This is a genomic window from Polaromonas sp., from assembly GCF_036676035.1.
GTDB lineage: Bacteria > Pseudomonadota > Gammaproteobacteria > Burkholderiales > Burkholderiaceae_C > Polaromonas.
In genome coordinates, this window is record NZ_JAKFDR010000006.1 from 13,476 (window position 1) to 32,548 (window position 19,073).

Here is a 19,073-nt window from a genome sequence, read left to right on the forward strand (position 1 = left end):
TGGATGGCTGGTTTTGTTTTGTGCAGCCCACAATGAGCGAACGAGTATTTTCATGAACGTTCAACGACTTCTTCACACGGCTGACCGCATCAGCACTTGGGTGGGCAAGGCAGGGGCCTGGCTCATCGTGGCGCTGATGCTTCTGGTTTGCGCCGAGGTCTTCAAGCGCTACGCGCTCAACGCACCGACGGCCTGGATTTATGACGCCAACAACATGCTGTACGGCACGCTGTTCATGCTGGGCGGGGCCTACACCCTGGCGCATGACGGCCACGTACGCGGCGACTTCTTTTATGGCAGCATGAAACCGCGCACCCAGGCCATGCTGGACTTTGTGCTGTACCTGCTGTTTTTCACTCCCGGCATTGCGGCACTCACCTGGGCCGGATGGACTTATTTTCAGGATTCGCTGGCGATGAATGAACAGACCTTCAACGCCGATCCGATTCCACTCTACCCCTTCAAATTCGTCATTCCGGTTGCGGGCGGCATCGTGTTGATGCAAGGCCTTGCAGAGATGCTCCGCTGCCTCGTATGTATTCGTACCGGCGTCTGGACGCCGCGCCTGAAGGACGCCCAGGAATCCGACGTGGTGGCACAGCAACTCGCCAGCAGCGAGTTCGTCGACGAAGAGGCGCGGCAGCTGGCCATTGAAAAGTCCAAAGGGATGAGGGGATAAGTCATGAGCAATGCAGCACTCGGCATGACCATGTTGTGCCTCATCGTGGTGGTCATCATGATGGGGTTCCCGACCGCCTTTACCCTGATGGGGCTGGGCATGCTGTTCGGCTATGTGGCGTTTTACGACCCTGCCGCACATTGGCTGGACAACCGGATCTTCGACCTGATGGTGCAACGCGCCTTCGGCGCAATGACCAACGAAACGCTATTGTCCATCCCGCTCTTTGTGCTGATGGGCTATGTGATGGAGCGCGGCGCGCTGGTGGACAAGATGTTTCACAGCGTCCAGCTCGCGTTTCGCAGCGTGCCGGGTTCGCTGGCCGTCACCACCCTGATCATCTGCACCTTCTGGGGCATCGCCAGTGGCCTGGTGGGCGCCGTGGTGGTCTTGATGGGTGTGATCGCCATGCGGCCCATGCTCAATGCAGGTTACGACACGCGGCTGGCGGCCGGCGTGATTACTGCCGGAGGCACGCTCGGCATCCTGATCCCGCCGTCGGTGATGATCATTGTGTATGCGGCGGTGGCCGGCCAGTCCGTGGTCAAACTCTATGCTGCGGCCATGTTCCCCGGCTTCTTTCTCGCGCTTCTTTACCTTGTCTACATCATTGGCTGGGCCCTGATCAATCCGAAGGTCGCCCCCAAGCTGCCACCCGAGCAGCAAAAGGTGCCGGCACAGCCCTGGGTTGCGCATGTGTCCAGCGCCTACTCGCGCCGCATGCTGCCCGCTCTGCTGTCTGCCGTGGCGGCCCCGGCCCGGGCATTGCGTGCCAGTGTGGACGGCATGAGGATCACCTGGGGGCTGCTGGCGCGCGCCCTGGCGATGTCCCTGGCGCCGCTGATGCTGACGCTGGCCACGCTAGGCACGGTGTGGTGGTACGTGGTGATTCACTCCCAGGAAGGCAACAACGTGTCCCGGGTGGCTCAGCCAGCCCAGGCCAGCCCGGCCCCGTCTGCTGCACCTGCTGCTGGCGTGCAGGAACCGCCCGGCGCCTCGGACATCCAGGAACCCCCGGGTTCCGGTGACGTTCAGGAGCCTCCCGGCGCCGGTGGCTTGCAGGAACTGTCCGCCCCCGACGCTGCCGGGGGGGCTGAGCCCGCAGCGAAAGACGAGCCCATGCAGCAGTTCGGCGACGCGTCGGCGCAAGGGCCGCAGACCGAGGCCGTACCGGCAGCCTTTTACACCGGCTTCTGGGTTGCCTGCGGTGTGTCCTTTTTGCTGCTGGCCTGGTACTACTGGCGCTTCGATGCCGAGCAGTTCGAGATTCTGCGGCTGCTGGTGTCCTCGGTCATGCCGCTGGCGATCCTGACTTTCATGGTGCTGGCCGTCATTCTGTTCGGCATCACCACGGCCACCGAGTCGGCGGCCGTCGGGGCGGCAGGCGCCTTTCTCATGGGCTGGCAGGCACGCACGCTGAACTTCCAGCGCATCAAGGAGGCCGTATTTCTCACCGCCAAGACCACTTCGATGGTGTGCTGGCTGTTTGTGGGTTCGGCGCTGTTCTCGGCCGTGTTTGCCCTGCTGGGTGGCCAGCGGGTCGTGGAAGGATGGGTGCTGGGCATGAACCTGTCGCCGCTGCAATTCCTGCTGCTGTCGCAGGCCATTATCTTCATACTGGGCTGGCCGCTGGAGTGGACCGAGATCATCGTGATTTTCGTGCCCATCTTCCTGCCCTTGCTGCAGCACTTCCAGATTGATCCCATCCTGTGGGGCGTGCTGGTGTTCGTCAACCTGCAAGCCGCCTTCCTGTCGCCGCCGGTCGCCATGTCCGCTTTCTATCTGAAAGGGGTTTCACCACCGCACGTGACCATCAACCAGATCTTCGCCGGCATGATGCCTTACATGCTGATCGTCATCCTGTGCATGGTGTTCATGTACCTCTGGCCGGGGATGACCTTGTGGCTGCCCAAGTATCTGTATGGCGCATAAGTCGGTCTTTGCGGGCCGCCGACCGTACAAGCTGTACAAATAAACAGTCGCTTTTCTGGTTTTCCTGCGTCAGGTCACCCAGGTGTCCTTTTTTTGTCAAAGCCGGTATGATTGACGTTTACGTAAACGTCAAGTAAGTTGACAGGTATCTGATGCCCGTCAACCCCATATTGATCCCGGAGACGAAGACCATGACTGACCTGTCCGCAGAGTACAAGGCCCTTGCCAACTACCGCCCCACCCACAAGGTACGCTTTGTCACGGCTGCCAGCCTGTTTGACGGGCACGACGCCGCCATCAACATCATGCGGCGGATTCTGCAAGGCATGGGCGCCGAGGTCATCCACCTGGGCCACAACCGCAGTGTGGACGAGGTGGTCACCGCCGCCCTGCAGGAAGACGCCCAGGGCATTGCCATCAGCAGCTACCAGGGCGGCCATGTGGAGTACTTCAAGTACATGGTGGATCTGCTCAAGGCACGCGGTGGCGAGCACATCCAGGTGTTCGGCGGCGGCGGCGGCGTGATCGTGCCGCCAGAGATCCGTGAACTGCATGCCTATGGCGTCACCCGCATCTACAGCCCCGAAGACGGCCAGAAGATGGGTCTGGCCGGCATGATTGGCGAGATGGTGATGCGCTGCGACAAGGACCTGACCGGCTTCGCTCCGAAAAATATCAAGGCCATTGAAGGCCACGGCGAGATGAACTGGCGGGCGCTGGCCCAGCTGATGACCGCCCTCGAGAACGACCAGGCCGATCCGGCTTTGGTCGAGACATTACGGGCGCAGGCTGCTACAAAAAAGATACCGGTCCTGGGTATCACCGGCACCGGCGGCGCCGGCAAGTCCTCACTCACTGACGAGTTGATCCGCCGCCTGCGGCTGGACCAGAACGACCAGCTGCGCATCGCCGTCATCAGCATTGACCCCTCGCGCCGCAAGAGCGGCGGCGCGCTGCTGGGCGACCGCATCCGCATGAATGCGATCAACCCCTGGTCTGCGGGACCGAAAATCTTCATGCGTTCGATGGCCACGCGCGAATTCGGCAGTGAGATCAGCAAGGCGCTGCCGGAAGTGATTGCCGCCTGCAAATCCGCCGGGTTTGACCTGATCGTCGTCGAAACCTCGGGCATTGGCCAGGGCGATGCCGCCATCGTGCCGCACGTGGACGTGCCCATGTATGTGATGACGCCCGAGTACGGCGCCGCCAGCCAGCTTGAAAAAATCGACATGCTGGACTTTGCCGAGTTCATCGCCATCAACAAGTTCGACCGCAAGGGCGCGCTGGATGCGCTGCGCGATGTCTCCAAGCAGGTGCAGCGCAACAAGGAGGCCTGGACCACCCCCGCCGACGAGATGCCGGTGTTTGGCACCATGGCCGCGCGCTTTAACGACGACGGCGTGACCGCGCTCTACCAGTCGATCAAGCCGCGCCTGGCGGCACTGGGCCTGAAGCTGGGCGAGGGCAGCCTGCCGCCAGTCAATGTACGCCACAGCACCAACCAGACCCCGGTGGTGCCCGCCGCCCGCATCCGCTACCTGGCGGAGATTGCCGAGACGGTTCGCGACTATAAAAAGCGCGGTCACGAGCAGGCCCGGCTGGCCCGCGAGATCCAGCAACTGCGTGCCGCCGCCGCCATGCTGGCACGGGAAAAGCCCGATCGGGCCAAGGCCGGCGAAGCCGTGATTGAATTGGCTCAAACCCGCGAGCTGGAGCAAGACCCCAGCGCCCGCAAGCTGCTGGCGCAATGGCCTGAAATGCAGAAGGCCTACGCCGGTGACGAGTACGTGGTGAAAATCCGCGACAAGGAAATCCGCACCGCCCTGATCACCAGGTCACTGTCCGGCACCCCCATCCGCAAAGTGTCACTACCCCAGTACGAAGATCACGGCGAAATCCTCAAATGGCTGATGCTGGACAACGTGCCCGGCAGCTATCCCTACACGGCCGGCACCTTTGCCTTCAAGCGCGAAGGCGAGGACCCGACCCGCATGTTTGCCGGTGAAGGCGACCCGTTTCGCACCAACAAGCGCTTTCGCCTGCTGTCTGAAGGCATGCCGGCCAAACGCCTGTCCACCGCCTTCGACTCGGTCACGCTTTATGGCAACGACCCGGATCTGCGGCCCGACATCTACGGCAAGGTCGGCAACTCGGGCGTGAGCATTGCCACGCTCGACGACATGAAGGTGCTCTACAGCGGCTTTGACCTCTGCAACCCGGCGACCTCCGTCTCGATGACCATCAACGGGCCGGCGCCCAGCATCCTGGCGATGTTCATGAACACGGCCATTGACCAGAACATGGACAAGTTCCGCGCCGACAACGGGCGCGAACCCACCGATACTGAAAGCCTCAAGATCCGCGAATGGGTGCAGGAAAACGTGCGCGGCACGGTGCAGGCCGACATCCTCAAGGAAGACCAGGGGCAGAACACCTGCATCTTCTCAACCGAGTTCAGCCTCAAGGTGATGGGCGACATCGCCGAGTACTTTGTGCACAACCGCGTGCGCAACTTCTACAGCGTGTCCATCTCCGGCTACCACATCGCCGAAGCCGGCGCCAACCCGATCTCGCAGCTCGCCTTCACCTTGTCCAACGGCTTTACCTTTGTCGAAGGCTATCTGGCGCGCGGCATGCACATTGACGACTTCGCGCCCAACCTGAGCTTCTTCTTCTCCAACGGCATGGACCCCGAGTACACCGTGATGGGCCGAGTCGCCCGAAGGATCTGGGCCGTGGCGATGAAGGAAAAATACGGCGCCAACGAGCGCAGCCAGAAGCTCAAATACCACATCCAGACCTCGGGCCGCAGCCTGCACGCGCAGGAAATCCAGTTCAACGACATCCGCACCACACTGCAGGCACTGATTGCGATTTACGACAACTGCAACAGCCTGCACACCAACGCGTTCGACGAAGCCATCACCACGCCGACCGAAGACTCGGTGCGCCGCGCCATGGCGATCCAGCTCATCATCAACCGCGAGTGGGGCCTGGCCAAAAACGAAAACCCGTCACAGGGCGCCTTCATCATTGAAGAGCTCACCGAACTGGTCGAAGAAGCCGTGCTGTCCGAGTTTGAAAGAATCGCCGAGCGCGGCGGCGTACTGGGCGCGATGGAGACCGGCTACCAACGCGGCCGCATCCAGGACGAGTCCATGCACTACGAGATGCTCAAGCACACGGGCGAGCTGCCCATCATCGGCGTCAATACCTTCCGCAACCCGCATGGCGACGCCGTGCAGGACAAGCTGGAACTGGCACGCTCGACCGACGAAGAAAAGAAGAGCCAGCTCAAGCGCCTGGAGGACTTCCACAAACGCCACGCCAAGGAAGCCCCCAAACAGCTCAAGCGCCTGCAGCAGGCCGTGATTGAAAACAAAAACGTGTTTGAAGTGCTGATGGACGCGGTGCGTGTCTGCTCGCTGGGGCAGATCACCAATGCGCTGTTTGAGGTGGGCGGGCAGTACCGGCGCAATATGTGATGTGCGTGATGTGAGCTGCGACTTAACTCATAGTTTGCGCGTCACGATGTCATCATCTTGATGGTCCCGCTGACCTTGGAAAGGTCATTTGCCGTGGACAACAGTTTGGGCGCAAGCTCCGTCATGCGTTCCGGCGTCATTCTGATGCTGGGTCCCGCAATGCTCACGCAGGCTACAACCTGTTGATTTCCGGGATGCCGCACGGGCGCAGCAATGGCCGATGTGCCTTTCTCAAAGCTCTCGTGAACGATGGCATACCCTTGCTCACGCGCCGTGTGAATACACGTCAAAAGCTCCTGGATCGTTGCCGGCGCTGTGGGCCCGAATTCACCCGGCTTCCCAAATCCCTGTTTTGCCACTAACTCCAGGGCCTTTTGATCGGTGAAGTTCGCCAGCCACGCATGGCCATTCGCGCTGCAAAACAGCTGCACCTGAGCGCCGGAATCCGGGTCATAACGCAAGCCGCTACGCGCACCTTGCGATTTGGCCACCCACACCAATCCGTCCGCATCCACGACACACATGCGCACCAGTTCGCCCGAGCTTTGGGCCAATTGATCGAGCATGGGTTGGGCCAGATCAACGATGCCGCTGCCCGAGAGATACACCAGCGCGTTGGATACCAGCTTGAGCGTGAGCTTGTAGGGGCCCTGCTCATGGGGTTGCCGAACGTAGCCCAGGGACACCAGTTCCGCCATGAAGCGGTGCGCTGCGCTGCGTGGGAGGTTAAGCCGCTCCGAGATCGCGTGTAACGCAAGACCATCGGGGTGATGTGCCAGTAATTCGACAATCGCGAAGCCTCTTGGCAGGTTGCTGCTCATGAATTTCCAAAAATTTTGATCCGGGGTGCCCGTCGGTGTGGGGCACGATGGCGCTGATCATAGGATATTTAGAACATTCCCAAAAACAGATGGAATCAAAATTTAGGTGTAAATACCAATTTGGAACACTGCCTCAAATAGAGTAATATTCCAAAAACTGGCGCAGGCGAACTCGGCCTGTGACTTGTTCAACCTCACTTTTGGAGACAGACGCAATGAAAAAACTGGTTTTTGCACTCACAGGCGCCCTCGTCGTTGCGGCGACTCAAACCTGCCTGGCGCAATCGACAGGGCAAACCGTCAACATCGTGAAAATCGTCGAGCTTTCCGGTGCGGGCGCCACGTCGGGCACCATGTTCAGCAATGGCACCGAGCTGGCGGCCAAGGAGATCAATGCGGCCGGAGGCATCCTCGGGCGCAAGATCGTGTTTAAAACGTCCGATACCCAGTCAAACCCTGGCGTGGCCAAGGGGCTGGCCGCCAAGGCCGCCGATGAGGATGCCTATGTGGTCATGGGCCCCGGCTTTTCGGGCTCGATGATTGTCAGCGCAGGTGAAACGCGCAAGGCCGAGATCCCCAACTTCACGGCCGCCGAAGCCAGCGTGATTACCCAGCAGGGCAACCCGTATGTGTTCCGCACGTCGTTTGCCCAAGCCAACAGCATGCCCAAGGTAGCCCGCTACGTGGTGGATGGACTGAAGGCCAAGTCTGTCGCCATCGTTTACGCGAACACCGACTTTGGCAAAGGCGGGCGGGATGCCATCCTCAAGGAGCTGCAGAAACGCAATGTCAAAATTGCGGCGGATGTCTCGACCGAACAGGGGCAAATTGACTTTTCAAGTGTGGTCCTCAAGGTCAAGCAATCAGATGCTGACGTGATATTTCCGTACATGACCGAAGAAGAGTCGGCTCGGTTCCTGCGCGAGGTGCGCAAGCAGAACGTGACCAAACCCATCATGGGCGAGACCACCATCGTCGAGCAGAAAGTCATCGACCTGGCCGGCCCTGCTGCCAACGGCGTCCGTGGACATGTGGGCCTGACGACGGATGCCAGCAATCCGGCGATTCGCGCCTTGAGCCACAAGTTCGAGAAGGAATACGGCATCAAGCCGAACCATAACGCCATCAAGGGCTATATCGGCGTGTACACCATCAAGGCCGTGACCGAAAAGGTGGGCAAGTTTGACCGCAAGGCCTTCGCCGCCGCCATGAAAAACGTTCACTTGTCGGCCAAACAGCACCCCGGGTTGCTGATGGACCTGACGTATGACGACAAGGGCGACCTTGACCGCGAGAGCTTCCTGGTGGAAGTCAGGGACGGCAAACAGGTCGTGATCGAAACCTTGCCGCCCCTGAATGCCGGTGTGGGCGCCAGTGTGGCAGCCAAGGCAGCCGTCAAAAAATAACGGGGCATTCCTTCACCATGCAGATCGCCATTGATTCCTATTGCTATCACCGCTACTTTGGCGAACATTACGCGGGCCTTGAACAGGATCCCGGAAGCCGCATCAGCGTCTGGGACTTTCTGGACAAAGCCCAGAGCATGGGCGTGGCGGGCGTGTCACTGGAGTCTTGCTTCATTGCGTTTGACGAGCCGGGCCTGATAGAGCGTCTTCGCATTGAACTGGATGCGCGCAAGCTCGAACGGGTCTGGGCCTGGGGTCACCCGAATGGGCTTTGCTCCGGCACCAATGCGGAGGCTGCACTGGATCTGAAACGGCATTTGGCCGTTGCCGAAAAACTGGGCAGTTCGGTGATGCGCATTTGCGCGGGCGGCCGCCGCACGCGCCCCGCCTCGTGGGCCGAGCACAAACGCGGGCTGGTCCATTTGCTCACACCCTTGCTGGCATCCGCCGAGCAGCACGGCGTTGTGATGGCGATCGAAAACCACATTGATTTGCTGGCCGATGAAATGCTGGACCTGATGACAACGCTGGATTCGCCCTGGCTGGGTGTCTGTTTTGACACCGCCAACAACCTGCGCATGTTCGAGCATCCGGTGTCTGTTGCCCGGAAGCTGGCCCCTTATATCAAGGCCACCCATATCAAGGACGTGCTGCCCCAGCGCGGAGATCCCGCGCTCTTCAAGACCTGGCCCAGCGTGCCCCTGGGACAAGGCCTGGTGGAACTTCCAGAGATTCTTGATGTGCTGCGTGACGCGCACTACACGGGTTTGCTGGCGGTAGAAATCGACTACCTGCATCCTTCGTATCGCGACGGTCAGCAGGACGAGGAACTCGCCTTGATACGCAGTCTGGCCTACCTCAAGAGGGCCGTCGAAGCTACTTAAAGGAGTTGGCATGGCTGAGGGACTACGCATCGCCGTGGTTGGCGCAGGGGCCATTGGGCGTAAGCACATTGAGCTGTTATCCGGGCCAGAGCTGGCTTCAACCATTCGGCTTGGGGCCATCGTCGATCCCGCGCCAGCTTGTACAGACCTGGCGCGCGAGAAGGGGGTTCCGTGGTATCCAGATCTGGAAACCCTGTTCAAGCAAAGTCAGATTGACGGTGTTCTTCTTGCCACGCCCAATGCCTTGCATCTTGCCGGTGTGCTGACATGCGTCGGGAACAACATTCCAGTGCTGGTCGAAAAGCCGGTTTCAGACACGGTTGCCAGCGCCCTGCAGATGGCGGCGGCAGCGCGCAGCCGCAACGTCCCAGTGCTGGTGGGTCACCATCGCCGGCACAACCCCATTCTGAGCGCTGCCCGCAAGGTGGTTGAGCAGGGACTTCTGGGACGCATTGTGGCCGCGCATGGTCATTATTTTGTACGCAAACCCGACAGCTATTTCCAGCAGGCATGGCGCACGGAACCCGGTGGCGGGCCATTGATCATCAACGGAATTCATGACCTCGATTCGTTGCGATACATCTTGCAACCCGCCTGTGGCGATGTCGTTCGGGTTCAAGCCATGGCCAGCAATCGGACGAGAGGACACGCTGTGGAAGACACGGCGGCTGTGGTTCTGTCTTTTGACAGCGGTGCCCTGGTGACCATCAGCCTCTCGGACGCTGCTGTCAGCCCCTGGTCCTGGGATTTAACCTCCGGCGAAAACTCCAATTTCACCTGCCAGAACGAAGACTGCTATTTCATCACTGGCACTGCCGGTTCGTTGTCCGTGCCTTCCATGCAACTGTGGCGCAGCGCCGACTCTTCACAAGGGTGGGCTGCGCCGTTTGTTGTGGAGTCACATCCCGCACAGCGCGCAGATCCTTTTCTCTGCCAATTGAAGCACTTCGCAAAAATAATTCGCAGCGAGGAGTTACCCATCGTGTCATTGCTGGATGCAACCATTAACTTATGCGTTGTGGCAGCGATACGGCGAGCGGTTGAGCAAGGTACAACGCAGACCATCGAGCCGCTGGCTGCCTGAATCCCTTTGCATCGGAAGCACTACGCGCAGCGTCAAGCCGGTATTGCGCAAGCGCTGTTCAGGTCGTTTCATGTTGGCCATCGACAGTCGGAGCGGCAGCTTTTCATGTTCGGCCAAGCGTTTCAAGGCGACTGCATCGGGCACTTCGCTACCGTTCGCCCTGAACTTGGTCGTTGGGCTTCGACACTTCGACAAGCTCAGGCCAGGCTCAGCCCGAACGGTGTGGTGTCATGAGTTACGGAAACATCTATAAGTGGTTGCTACGCAGCTCCACTTTGGCACATCGCAATACCGTTTAGGGTGGGGGCGTCCATTCCATTGCTTGCGCTCACCAACTATGGGCTAGAGGCCGATTTGGTTCTTGAAATGAGCGATTTGTACTTTGGCCGGTATGCAGGCAAGGGCTGCTGGAATACGGCGAGTCAGGATGCGGGGGCTTGTCGAATGGTCACGAGGGCTCAGGCCCACGGCCGCAACACCCCTGCCCGACGAACCCGGCCCCTGCGCGAAGCCAGGGTATCCGGGTGACGGCAGCCTGGGATCAGGCTGCCCAATGGCATCAGGGCTTAGCCGCCCTTTTTGGCGCGCTTGCCGGGGTTCTTCTTGCTGCGGGTTGCCGTGCCGCGCTCAAGGCTGATTTTTTGGCCACGGCCAGAAGTCAGGGTGTAGCCCTTGGGAGGGATTGGCTTGGGGGCGCAGATGTCGGCTTCGACTCTGATTTTTTTAGACATGGAAGACTCCGGTTAAAAATGGCTTAACCCGTGATTTTAAGCCACTCCACGCCCGTTGCCGCGCCAGGAGCCGCTCAGGCATACAGCATCGAGGGCGCCCGCTCCCATGCATGGCTTTTTTGCGCCGCAGACAGGGCACGCGCCACGGGCGCCCACGTACTCGCGTAAGCCGGCATGGCATCCGGTGCGAAAGCCGTGTGCGGCCAGTCCGAGCCCCAGACCATGCGCCGTTCAAACAGCTGCGCCACTTTCCGGATCGAATCATCCAGTGCCTCATAAGGCGATGCGGCACGCAAGCGGTACCAGCCCGACAGCTTGACCCAGGCGCCCTGCTCCGCCAGTTGCGCCAACGACTGCCAGGCCGCATGGCCTGAGGGCAGGCCCGCATGCAGGCCCGCCAGGTGATCAAGCACGGCGGGCACCGGGTTGGTGGCATGCAGGCCCGCGATGGCGGACAAATCCTCCGGGCGGGCGTACCACTGCACGTGCCAGCCGAGTGCATGCAGGCGAGGCGCCAGCGCATGAAAGCTGTTCAGCGTGTCCTGGCCGTTCAGCCCATTCAGGCTGTCACCCACCGGTGAAACCAGGTTAAAGCGCACGCCCCGCACCCCCAGCGCATGCATGTCCTGCAGCGCCGCGTCACTGACCGATGGGTCAAGCACCACGACACCGCGGTGCCGCCCCTGACTGGACTGCAAGGCATGCAGGAGCACCGTGTTGTCGGTGCCATAAACACTGGGCTGCACCAGCACCAGATGACCAACGCCATGACCCTGTGCCAGCGTCTCGATGTCGGCCAGCGGCCGGTGCACCGGCTTGTAGTGGCCAGGCGCCACGCTGGCGTCACCGTCAAACACATGGACATGGCTATCCCAGCCCGATGCAAGCACCCCTACAACATCACCGGGCATTGATATCAACCTACCGTGATTTTGCGGTCGCGCACAACCCGCCCCCACTGTGCCTGCTGTGCCTTGAGAAAAGCGGGCACCAAACCCTCCGGACCGTCAGGAAACACCTCGCCGCTCAAGGCACGGATGCGGCCCAGCACCTCGGGGTCTGCCATTGCTTTGCGCAAGGCAGCCACCAGAGTGGTTTTAACGTTGGGGTCCATTCCGGCGGGTGCCAATACCGGGTTCCATTCCAGCACCTCATATGCGGGAACACCGGCTTCTTTTATGGTCGGGATGTCGGGCAAGGCGCGCGTGCGGCGGCGGCTCGTCACCGCCAGCGGACGCAGGCGGCCCGACTGAATCTGCCCCAGCGAAGACGCTACATTGGCAAAAAACAGTGGTACCTGGCCCGCCATGACATCGTTCATGGCGGGTCCGCCGCCACGGTAAGGCACATGAACCAGGCTGACACCGGCGCGGTCTTCAAACAGAGCCCCCGCCAAATGCTGGGCCGACCCATTGCCCGATGACGCGTACGAAATATGCCCCGGTTTGGCCTTGGCCATCCGGATCAGGTCCTTCACGTTCTTGGCTTCAAAACCGGGCGTACACACCAGCACATTGGGAAACAGTGCCAACACAGCCAGCGGCGTGAAGGCCTTGTCTGAGTCATAGGGCAGTTTGGGAAAGAGCGCCGGATTCACCGCAAAAGACGAGGCATCCAACAGCAACTGGGCACCGTCAGGCGTGGCCCGCGCCACCTGTCCCGCCGCAATCTGGCCGCTGGCGCCGGGCTTGTTGTCGACCACCACAGTCTGCCCCAGGGCTTCAGCCAGTTTCGGGGCAATCAGGCGTGCCATCAAGTCGGCACCGCCGCCTGCCGCATAGGACACCACCAGCGTGATGGTTTTGCCGCCCGCAATCTGGCCGGCGGCTCGCGCCAGCGTCCAGGGGGCCGCAACGCTCGCGGCGGTGGCCTGCAGCATTCGCCTGCGCGACAGGTTGCCGGGGTTGATTGGAGTGATGTGGGTGATGTGTTCAGAGGTTTGGATCGGCTTCATGGTGGGGTCCTTCGAGGTTTCAGGTGATCGTGACGGTGTAGTGAAAGGCATGGGCGTCGCCCCGCGTGAAGCGCACTTCGACACAATGACCCGCCAGGTCATACGCATTGCGGGTGACCAGCGCGCACGGGTGGCCCGCAGGCAATGCAAGGTGCCGGCCCTGCGCCGCCGTGAGGGCACCAAAGGCAATTTCATCCACCGCGCGGTGCACATGGACACCGCAACGCTCGGCAAACAGGGGGTAGAGCAAATCGCCCCAGGCACCGGTGTCGCCATCGGCCAGCTCAGCAAAGAGCGCCAGTGGCAGCCAGATTTCTTCATAGACGCCAGGCTGGCCCGCGAAAGAACGAACCCGCAGCAGGCGCAAGGCGGTGTCACCGCGTGCCAACCCCAAGCGGCGCGCCACCTCGGCAGGTGCGACCAGCGTCTGGCGCGACACGATGCGTGAGGCGGGCACCTCGCCCGTCCCCTCGCCAAAGCGGAAAAACCGCATCATGGTGGCGCCCGTCAAGCCTGACCGCACAAAGGTGCCGCGCCCGTGAATGCGCTCAATCAGCCCTTGGTCTGCCAGCAATTCCAGCGCCCGGCGCAGCGTACCCAGCGCCACGCCGTGTTCGGCGGCGAGGGTCTGCTCGGCTGGCAAGGCGCTGCCCGGTGGCCACTCCCCCGCCACCACCCGGGCGCGCAAGGCCGCGGCCAGCGCCGCATAACGGCTTTGGCCCGGTTCGGCGGGCACCACGGTCAGGGAAGGAATCGCCATGATTGATCTAGTCCTATAGATGACTAGATCATGTCATGAATTGGCAAAGGTATTTCTCGGGGTTTCCACCTACGAAGAACTTGTCAGGCTCTGCAGGCGGGGCCAAGCCCGCCTGCAGCAAGGGTCAACAACAAAAAGAGCAAGGACGGCGCACGGCGCGCCGCCTGTGCAAAAGGCATTGCGACTTGCGCTGCTTACTCGATGGTCGCGCCGGACGCCTGCACAATGCCGCGCCACTTCTGGTAGTCGGTTTTCAGCAAACTGGAAAATTGCTCGGTCGTCATGTTCTGTGTCTCGGCCCCTTGCGCGTGAATTGCCGCTTTGACTTCCGGCATCGCCAGCAGCTTGTTGACCTCGGCATGCACCGTGGCCACGATGTCCTTGGGCGTGGCGGCCGGCATGAACAGCCCATACCAGGTGCTGACATCAAAGTCCTTGTAGCCCAGCTCAGCCACCGTGGGTACATCGGGCAGCGAGGTACTGCGACGGGCCGACGTGACCGCCAGCGGACGCAGCTTGCCGGCCTTGATTTGGGCCATGGCCGAGGGCAAGGAAGACACCATCAGGTCCACGTTGCCCGCCAGCACATCCATCAGGGCCGGGTTGGAGCCTTTGTAGGGGACATGCCTCATCTTGATGTTGGCGGCGGTCTTGAAAATCTCACCGGCCAGGTGAATGGTGGTGCCGTTGCCGGGTGACCCGTAAGTGATCGTGTCCGGGGTCGCGCGCGCAGCCGCAACCACATCGCCCAGCGACTTGAAGCGCGAATTGGTGTTCGTGACGATCACCACCGGGGTGTAAGCCACATGCGCCACCGCCACCAGGTCCTTGGTCGGGTCGTAGCTCAGGTTTTTGTACAGCCAGGGCGCGACCACCATGTTGTCTTTTTGCCCCATCACCATCTCGTAGCCGGTGGGCGCGGCGCGTACGGCCTCGCTAATGCCGATGGTGCCGCCGGCGCCCGCGCGGTTGTCGGGCACCACATTCCATTTGCTGACCTCGGTGAGCTTGCTGGCCACCAGACGCGACAGGATGTCGGTGCCGCCGCCCGGCGGGAAGGGCACGATCATGCGCACGGGCTTGGCCGGGTAGGCTGGCGCCGGGGTTTGGGCCTGCGCCGCCGTCATGGCCAGCGCAACCATCGTGAAGGAAAGAATTTTTCTGAGCATCGTGTCGTCTCCTGGGGTGAACCGGGCGTGAAGGTCGCCGCCAAAGGGCAGCGCAGCCCGTGTCATGTGGCCCAGATTTTATTCGCCGGCCTGTATCACCCACCTGCCCTTTAGAGCCTGCTCTTAGCCTTGATCCGCGAGCACCGGCTTCTTGCTTGGCGATGGCCAGGCGCTTGAAATTCGGCAATGAACGCGTGAACCATGCGCAAAGCGCATCAATGGTGCACCCCGATTTCATTGGACTGGGCCCTGGTGAAAAGTGAACATCACGGCTTGCAGCACCGCCTGGTGCACCCATCCAGAAAGACCACCGGAGGTGTGTGTTGAAAATCATCCGCAGCAAGGAGTTCACGGCCGGCCGCGCCTGGGGCGCCATGGACATCGCGAACATGAACGGCATCACCACACGGCTTCACTGGACGGACCAGCCCTACAAGTGGCATGTCAACGATGGCGAGGAAGTGTTTGCCGTGCTCGATGGCCGGGTTGACATGCACTACCATGACGCGGGCGGGAGATGCTCCGTCATGCTGGAAGCCGGCGACATTTTCTTTGCCAGCGCAGGCACCATGCATGTCGCGCGGCCGGTGGGGGAGGCACGAATACTGGTGGTGGAGATGGCAGGCAGCGTTTAGCGCGGCGCCCATGCTGGCTGTCACAGCCGTTTACAACTCCCCCGCACTGCCTCTCATGAAGCGACGCGCGCCGCCGTCCGTCACTGGATCGATCCGGCCAACGGCAAATTCAGCAGCAAGTTCTGCGGCTTCAGCCTGAGCACACCTTCAGCATTCATCATCAAGCCCAGATAAACCGGCTTGCCCGCCACGTCGGCGCGCATCTCCTGCGGGTTGGCAAAGTCCAGCCGGAACAGGCTGAGCAGACGCTGCATGCGCTCGGGCTCTACCGGTTTGCCTTCGTACAAATCATTGAGCAGCACGGTGGCCTCCACGTCCAGCCCCACATGCCAGCGCCAGGCCGCGTCATCGACCTTTTGCAGCGGCTTGATGCTGACGGCGACGCCCAGCAGATGTTGCACCCACTTTTCCAGCACCCGGGCCAGCGCCTTGAGGCCTGACCTTGCACGCGTCATCGTGAAAACCAGGCCGTGGCTGAGGTCCTTGCTGACTTCGTGCGTCAAATCGAGCAGGAAGCTGTGCCTGTTGCTGGCTTGCCAGTAGTCGTGCGCGTTCTCGTCGGTCAGCACCTGCATGTCGATGCTGCGCAGCGGGGCCTTGGCTTCGGCCAGAAACCGCCCGAAATCACCCAAACCGCTGGTTTCGTTGAGCATGTCGATCACATCGCGGTCGCCAGCGAGCACCTGCCCGTCCTGCGTGGAGATGCGCTGGCGGCGAAACAGCATTTCACCGGCGCGCACTTCATACGCGTCAGCCGCGTCGTCGAGAACGTTGCGCAGGATGGCCTGGGCGATCAGATCGATGAACAGCGGGGGGATGGTGATGCTGCCGCTACGGAACAAGTTCAGGTAATAAGCCTCCAGCGTGCCGGCGTCCAGCAGGCCATCGCGAAAGCGCAAAAACAGGCTGTAGCTTTCGCGGGCGTCGCCGTCTTGCAGGGCCTGCAATTGAGTCTGGGCCACCGGACGGGACGGCGAAGCCAGCAAAGCTTCATGCAGCGCGTGCTCGGCAGCGCAAGACTCGGGCAGCAGCGCCAGCTCGGGGCGGCTCAAAAACAGGCGCAGGTAATCGTCGGTGGGCGCCAGCCAGCCCCGCGCCGTGCGCTGAAGCTGGCTATAACCGCTGGAAGTCCAGAAATTTTGCATGGAGGCAATCGTCTCATACTGCACAGCCTGCGCAGCCTGCGCAATTAACTATCAATTTGATAGCTATCTACGCCCGTTAGATATGGGGTCAAGGCCATTTTCATGAGGAATCATTGCGGTAACGGGTCGCCTCGCCATCCAGCCAGGCCCTGAACAAGGCAAGCGCCGTGTTGTCAGATTTTTGCTCAGGGTAGATGAGGTAGTAGCGGCGATCGCTCAGGAACTCATGCTGGATCAGCGGTACCAGGCGGCCTTGCGCCAAATCATCTTCAATCAGAAAGCGCGGGATCAGGGCCAGGCCCTGACCGTGGATGGCCGCTTCAGTGCTCATGGAAAACAGCTCCATGCGGGCGCCGGCCAGGTCGTTCTCGACCGTGAGACCCAGGGACGCAAACCATTGCCGCCAGGCGTAAGGACGGGTGCTCATTTGAAGCAGCGGCAGCTTGGCAAAATCCGCTGCTTTCAGCGTGCGGCGGGGTTTGACCAGCGCCGGGCTGCCGACGGCGACGATGCTTTCGTCCATCAGAAAGCAGGACTCGGTGCCGGGCCAGCCGGCTTCACCCGCGCAAATCGCCGCGTCCAGCGCGGTATCGGCAAACAGGAAGGGCCGCGTGCGCGACGACAGATGGACCGCGATATCGGGGTACTGGCTGTGAAAGCTGCCCAGGCGGGGGACGAGCCACTTGGCGGCGAAAGTGGGAACAACGCCCAGCTCCAGCGCGCCGCCCGCGCCGCCCTTGGCCATCAGTTCCAGCGTATCGCGCTCGACATCATCCAGGCGGGCGCGCACATTGCGGGCGTAATTGGCGCCTGCCTCGGTGAGCAAGACGCCGCGTTTGGTTCGCCGGAACAGCTTGACGTTGAGGAAATCCTCCAGGCCGGCAATCTGCCGGCAGACCGCGCTTTGGGTGACCGAATGTTCCTGCGCTGCGTGGGTGAAGCTTTGATGGCGCGCGGCGGATTCAAACAGCGCGAGTGCCGTGGTTGAAGGAATCTTGCGTCGCATGAATGGCTCCTGCCATAAGGATAAGGTAAGGGCGGTTTTCGGAGTTCCATTTTTGCACAATAGTGTGCCAAATAATCGATTGCGCAGAACCGCTTCCTCATCGTATTCTCCATGAACTTTGAGATTGGCCATGCACCTGGATTGCGATTTCCGCACACAGTGCACCCATCACCCCTTTGGAGATTTCGATGACTCACGCCGGGAAAAAAGCCAGCTTTCACTGGGCTGACCCCTTGCTGCTGGACCAGCAACTGACGGACGACGAACGCATGGTGCAGGGCAGCGCCCAGGCCTATTGCCAGGAACGCCTGGCGCCGCGCGTGCTGGAGGCCTTTCGCCATGAACGCACCGACGCCGCGATTTTCCGGGAGATGGGAGCGCTGGGTCTGCTCGGCAGCACCATTCCCGAGGCCTATGGCGGCGCCGGGTTGAACTACGTCTGTTATGGCCTGGTCGCGCGCGAGGTCGAGCGCGTCGACTCCGGCTACCGCTCGATGATGAGCGTGCAGTCCTCGCTGGTGATGGTGCCTATCAACGAGTTCGGCTCCGAAGCCCAAAAGCAGAAATACCTGCCCAAGCTCGCCACCGGCGAATGGATTGGCTGTTTCGGCCTGACCGAGCCCAACCACGGCTCCGACCCCGGCAGCATGATCACGCGTGCGCGCAAAGTGCCCGGCGGCTACTCGCTGACCGGCAGCAAGATGTGGATCACCAACAGCCCCATCGCCGATGTGTTTGTCGTCTGGGCCAAGGACGACGAAGGCGCCATTCGCGGTTTCATCCTGGAAAAAGGCGGCAAGGGCCTGAGCGCCCCGGCCATTCACGGCAAAGTGGGCCTGCGCGCGTCGATCACCGGCGAAATCGTGATGGATTCTGTGTTCTGCCCCGAAGAAAACGCCTTTCCCGAGGTGCGTGGCCTGAAAGGCCCATTTACCTGCCTCAATTCAGCCCGCTACGGCATCGCCTGGGGCGCACTGGGCGCGGCCGAGGACTGCTTCCACAAAGCACGCCAGTACACCCTGGACCGCAAGCAGTTCGGCCGTCCGCTGGCAGCCAATCAGTTGGTCCAGAAAAAACTCGCGGACATGGAAGTCGAGATCGCGCTCGGGCTTCAGGGTTGCCTGCGCCTTGGGCGCATGAAAGACGAGGGCACCGCCGCCGTCGAGATCACGTCGATCATGAAGCGCAACTCCTGCGGCAAGGCACTCGATATCGCCCGCGCCGCGCGCGACATGCTGGGCGGCAACGGCATCAGCGATGAGTTCGGCGTCGCACGCCACCTGGTCAACCTGGAAGTCGTCAACACCTACGAAGGCACGCACGACGTTCATGCATTGATCATCGGCCGCGCGATCACCGGCATCGCAGCGTTCTCTTGAAGC

At 61.3% G+C, this 19,073-nt stretch carries 16 protein-coding genes; 8 read left to right on the forward strand and 8 right to left on the reverse strand.

What is annotated here, in order from left to right:
- Nucleotides 1-52 precede the first annotated feature (52 nt).
- The 3 genes from V6M61_RS01505 (at nucleotide 53) to icmF (ending at nucleotide 6,096) form a co-directional block, all read left to right on the forward strand.
- A complete protein-coding gene (locus tag V6M61_RS01505; RefSeq protein ID WP_332774783.1) occupies nucleotides 53-679 on the forward strand; it encodes a TRAP transporter small permease subunit in 627 nt (208 codons plus the stop codon).
- A gap of 3 nt (nucleotides 680-682) precedes the next feature.
- Nucleotides 683-2,611: a TRAP transporter large permease gene (locus V6M61_RS01510; RefSeq protein WP_332774784.1), complete on the forward strand. Its 1,929-nt coding sequence runs from the start codon at nucleotides 683-685 to the stop codon at nucleotides 2,609-2,611.
- Nucleotides 2,612-2,802: 191 nt separating this feature from the next.
- Complete coding sequence (icmF, locus tag V6M61_RS01515; RefSeq protein WP_332774785.1) at nucleotides 2,803-6,096, forward strand: fused isobutyryl-CoA mutase/GTPase IcmF; 3,294 nt, start codon at nucleotides 2,803-2,805, stop codon at nucleotides 6,094-6,096.
- Nucleotides 6,097-6,137: 41 nt separating this feature from the next.
- Here icmF and V6M61_RS01520 read toward each other — a convergent pair whose 3' ends face one another.
- The gene (locus V6M61_RS01520; protein ID WP_332774786.1) at nucleotides 6,138-6,917 is read right to left on the reverse strand and encodes an IclR family transcriptional regulator; all 780 of its coding nucleotides are present in this window, start codon (nucleotides 6,915-6,917) and stop codon (nucleotides 6,138-6,140) included.
- Between the two features lie 215 nt (nucleotides 6,918-7,132).
- Here V6M61_RS01520 and V6M61_RS01525 point away from each other — a divergent pair, with 215 nt between their 5' ends.
- The 3 genes from V6M61_RS01525 to V6M61_RS01535 are packed head-to-tail and all read left to right on the forward strand — an operon-like array spanning nucleotide 7,133 to nucleotide 10,291.
- Complete coding sequence (locus V6M61_RS01525; RefSeq protein ID WP_332774787.1) at nucleotides 7,133-8,323, forward strand: ABC transporter substrate-binding protein; 1,191 nt, start codon at nucleotides 7,133-7,135, stop codon at nucleotides 8,321-8,323.
- 17 nt (nucleotides 8,324-8,340) lie between these two features.
- The gene (locus V6M61_RS01530; RefSeq protein WP_332774788.1) at nucleotides 8,341-9,207 is read left to right on the forward strand and encodes a sugar phosphate isomerase/epimerase family protein; all 867 of its coding nucleotides are present in this window, start codon (nucleotides 8,341-8,343) and stop codon (nucleotides 9,205-9,207) included.
- A 10-nt stretch (nucleotides 9,208-9,217) separates the two neighbouring features.
- A complete protein-coding gene (locus V6M61_RS01535) occupies nucleotides 9,218-10,291 on the forward strand; it encodes a Gfo/Idh/MocA family protein (RefSeq protein WP_332774789.1) in 1,074 nt (357 codons plus the stop codon).
- A 566-nt stretch (nucleotides 10,292-10,857) separates the two neighbouring features.
- Here the strand turns inward: V6M61_RS01535 and V6M61_RS01540 are convergent.
- The 5 genes from V6M61_RS01540 to V6M61_RS01560 all read right to left on the reverse strand — a co-directional run bounded on the left by V6M61_RS01540 (nucleotide 10,858) and on the right by V6M61_RS01560 (nucleotide 14,905).
- A complete protein-coding gene (locus V6M61_RS01540) occupies nucleotides 10,858-11,022 on the reverse strand; it encodes a hypothetical protein (protein ID WP_332774790.1) in 165 nt (54 codons plus the stop codon).
- Between the two features lie 74 nt (nucleotides 11,023-11,096).
- A complete protein-coding gene (locus V6M61_RS01545; protein ID WP_332774791.1) occupies nucleotides 11,097-11,933 on the reverse strand; it encodes an amidohydrolase family protein in 837 nt (278 codons plus the stop codon).
- Between the two features lie 5 nt (nucleotides 11,934-11,938).
- Nucleotides 11,939-12,976 carry a tripartite tricarboxylate transporter substrate binding protein gene (locus tag V6M61_RS01550; RefSeq protein ID WP_442957715.1) on the reverse strand — a complete coding sequence of 346 codons (1,038 nt, stop codon included), beginning with the start codon at nucleotides 12,974-12,976 and terminating at the stop codon, nucleotides 11,939-11,941.
- Nucleotides 12,977-12,995: 19 nt separating this feature from the next.
- Complete coding sequence (locus tag V6M61_RS01555; RefSeq protein WP_332774792.1) at nucleotides 12,996-13,736, reverse strand: GntR family transcriptional regulator; 741 nt, start codon at nucleotides 13,734-13,736, stop codon at nucleotides 12,996-12,998.
- Nucleotides 13,737-13,930: 194 nt separating this feature from the next.
- Nucleotides 13,931-14,905 (reverse strand): Bug family tripartite tricarboxylate transporter substrate binding protein, encoded by a 975-nt coding sequence (locus V6M61_RS01560; protein WP_332774793.1) that lies wholly within the window; start codon nucleotides 14,903-14,905, stop codon nucleotides 13,931-13,933.
- Between the two features lie 323 nt (nucleotides 14,906-15,228).
- Here V6M61_RS01560 and V6M61_RS01565 point away from each other — a divergent pair, with 323 nt between their 5' ends.
- Nucleotides 15,229-15,540: a cupin domain-containing protein gene (locus tag V6M61_RS01565; RefSeq protein ID WP_332774794.1), complete on the forward strand. Its 312-nt coding sequence runs from the start codon at nucleotides 15,229-15,231 to the stop codon at nucleotides 15,538-15,540.
- Between the two features lie 80 nt (nucleotides 15,541-15,620).
- Here V6M61_RS01565 and V6M61_RS01570 read toward each other — a convergent pair whose 3' ends face one another.
- The gene (locus tag V6M61_RS01570) at nucleotides 15,621-16,685 is read right to left on the reverse strand and encodes a DUF6352 family protein (protein WP_332774795.1); all 1,065 of its coding nucleotides are present in this window, start codon (nucleotides 16,683-16,685) and stop codon (nucleotides 15,621-15,623) included.
- 100 nt (nucleotides 16,686-16,785) lie between these two features.
- A complete protein-coding gene (locus tag V6M61_RS01575) occupies nucleotides 16,786-17,691 on the reverse strand; it encodes a LysR substrate-binding domain-containing protein (RefSeq protein ID WP_332774796.1) in 906 nt (301 codons plus the stop codon).
- 188 nt (nucleotides 17,692-17,879) lie between these two features.
- On the opposite strand from V6M61_RS01575, the gene V6M61_RS01580 reads away from it, so the two are divergent.
- On the forward strand, nucleotides 17,880-19,070 hold the full coding sequence (locus tag V6M61_RS01580) for an acyl-CoA dehydrogenase (protein WP_332774797.1): 1,191 nt from the start codon (nucleotides 17,880-17,882) through the stop codon (nucleotides 19,068-19,070).
- Nucleotides 19,071-19,073: the final 3 nt, after the last annotated feature.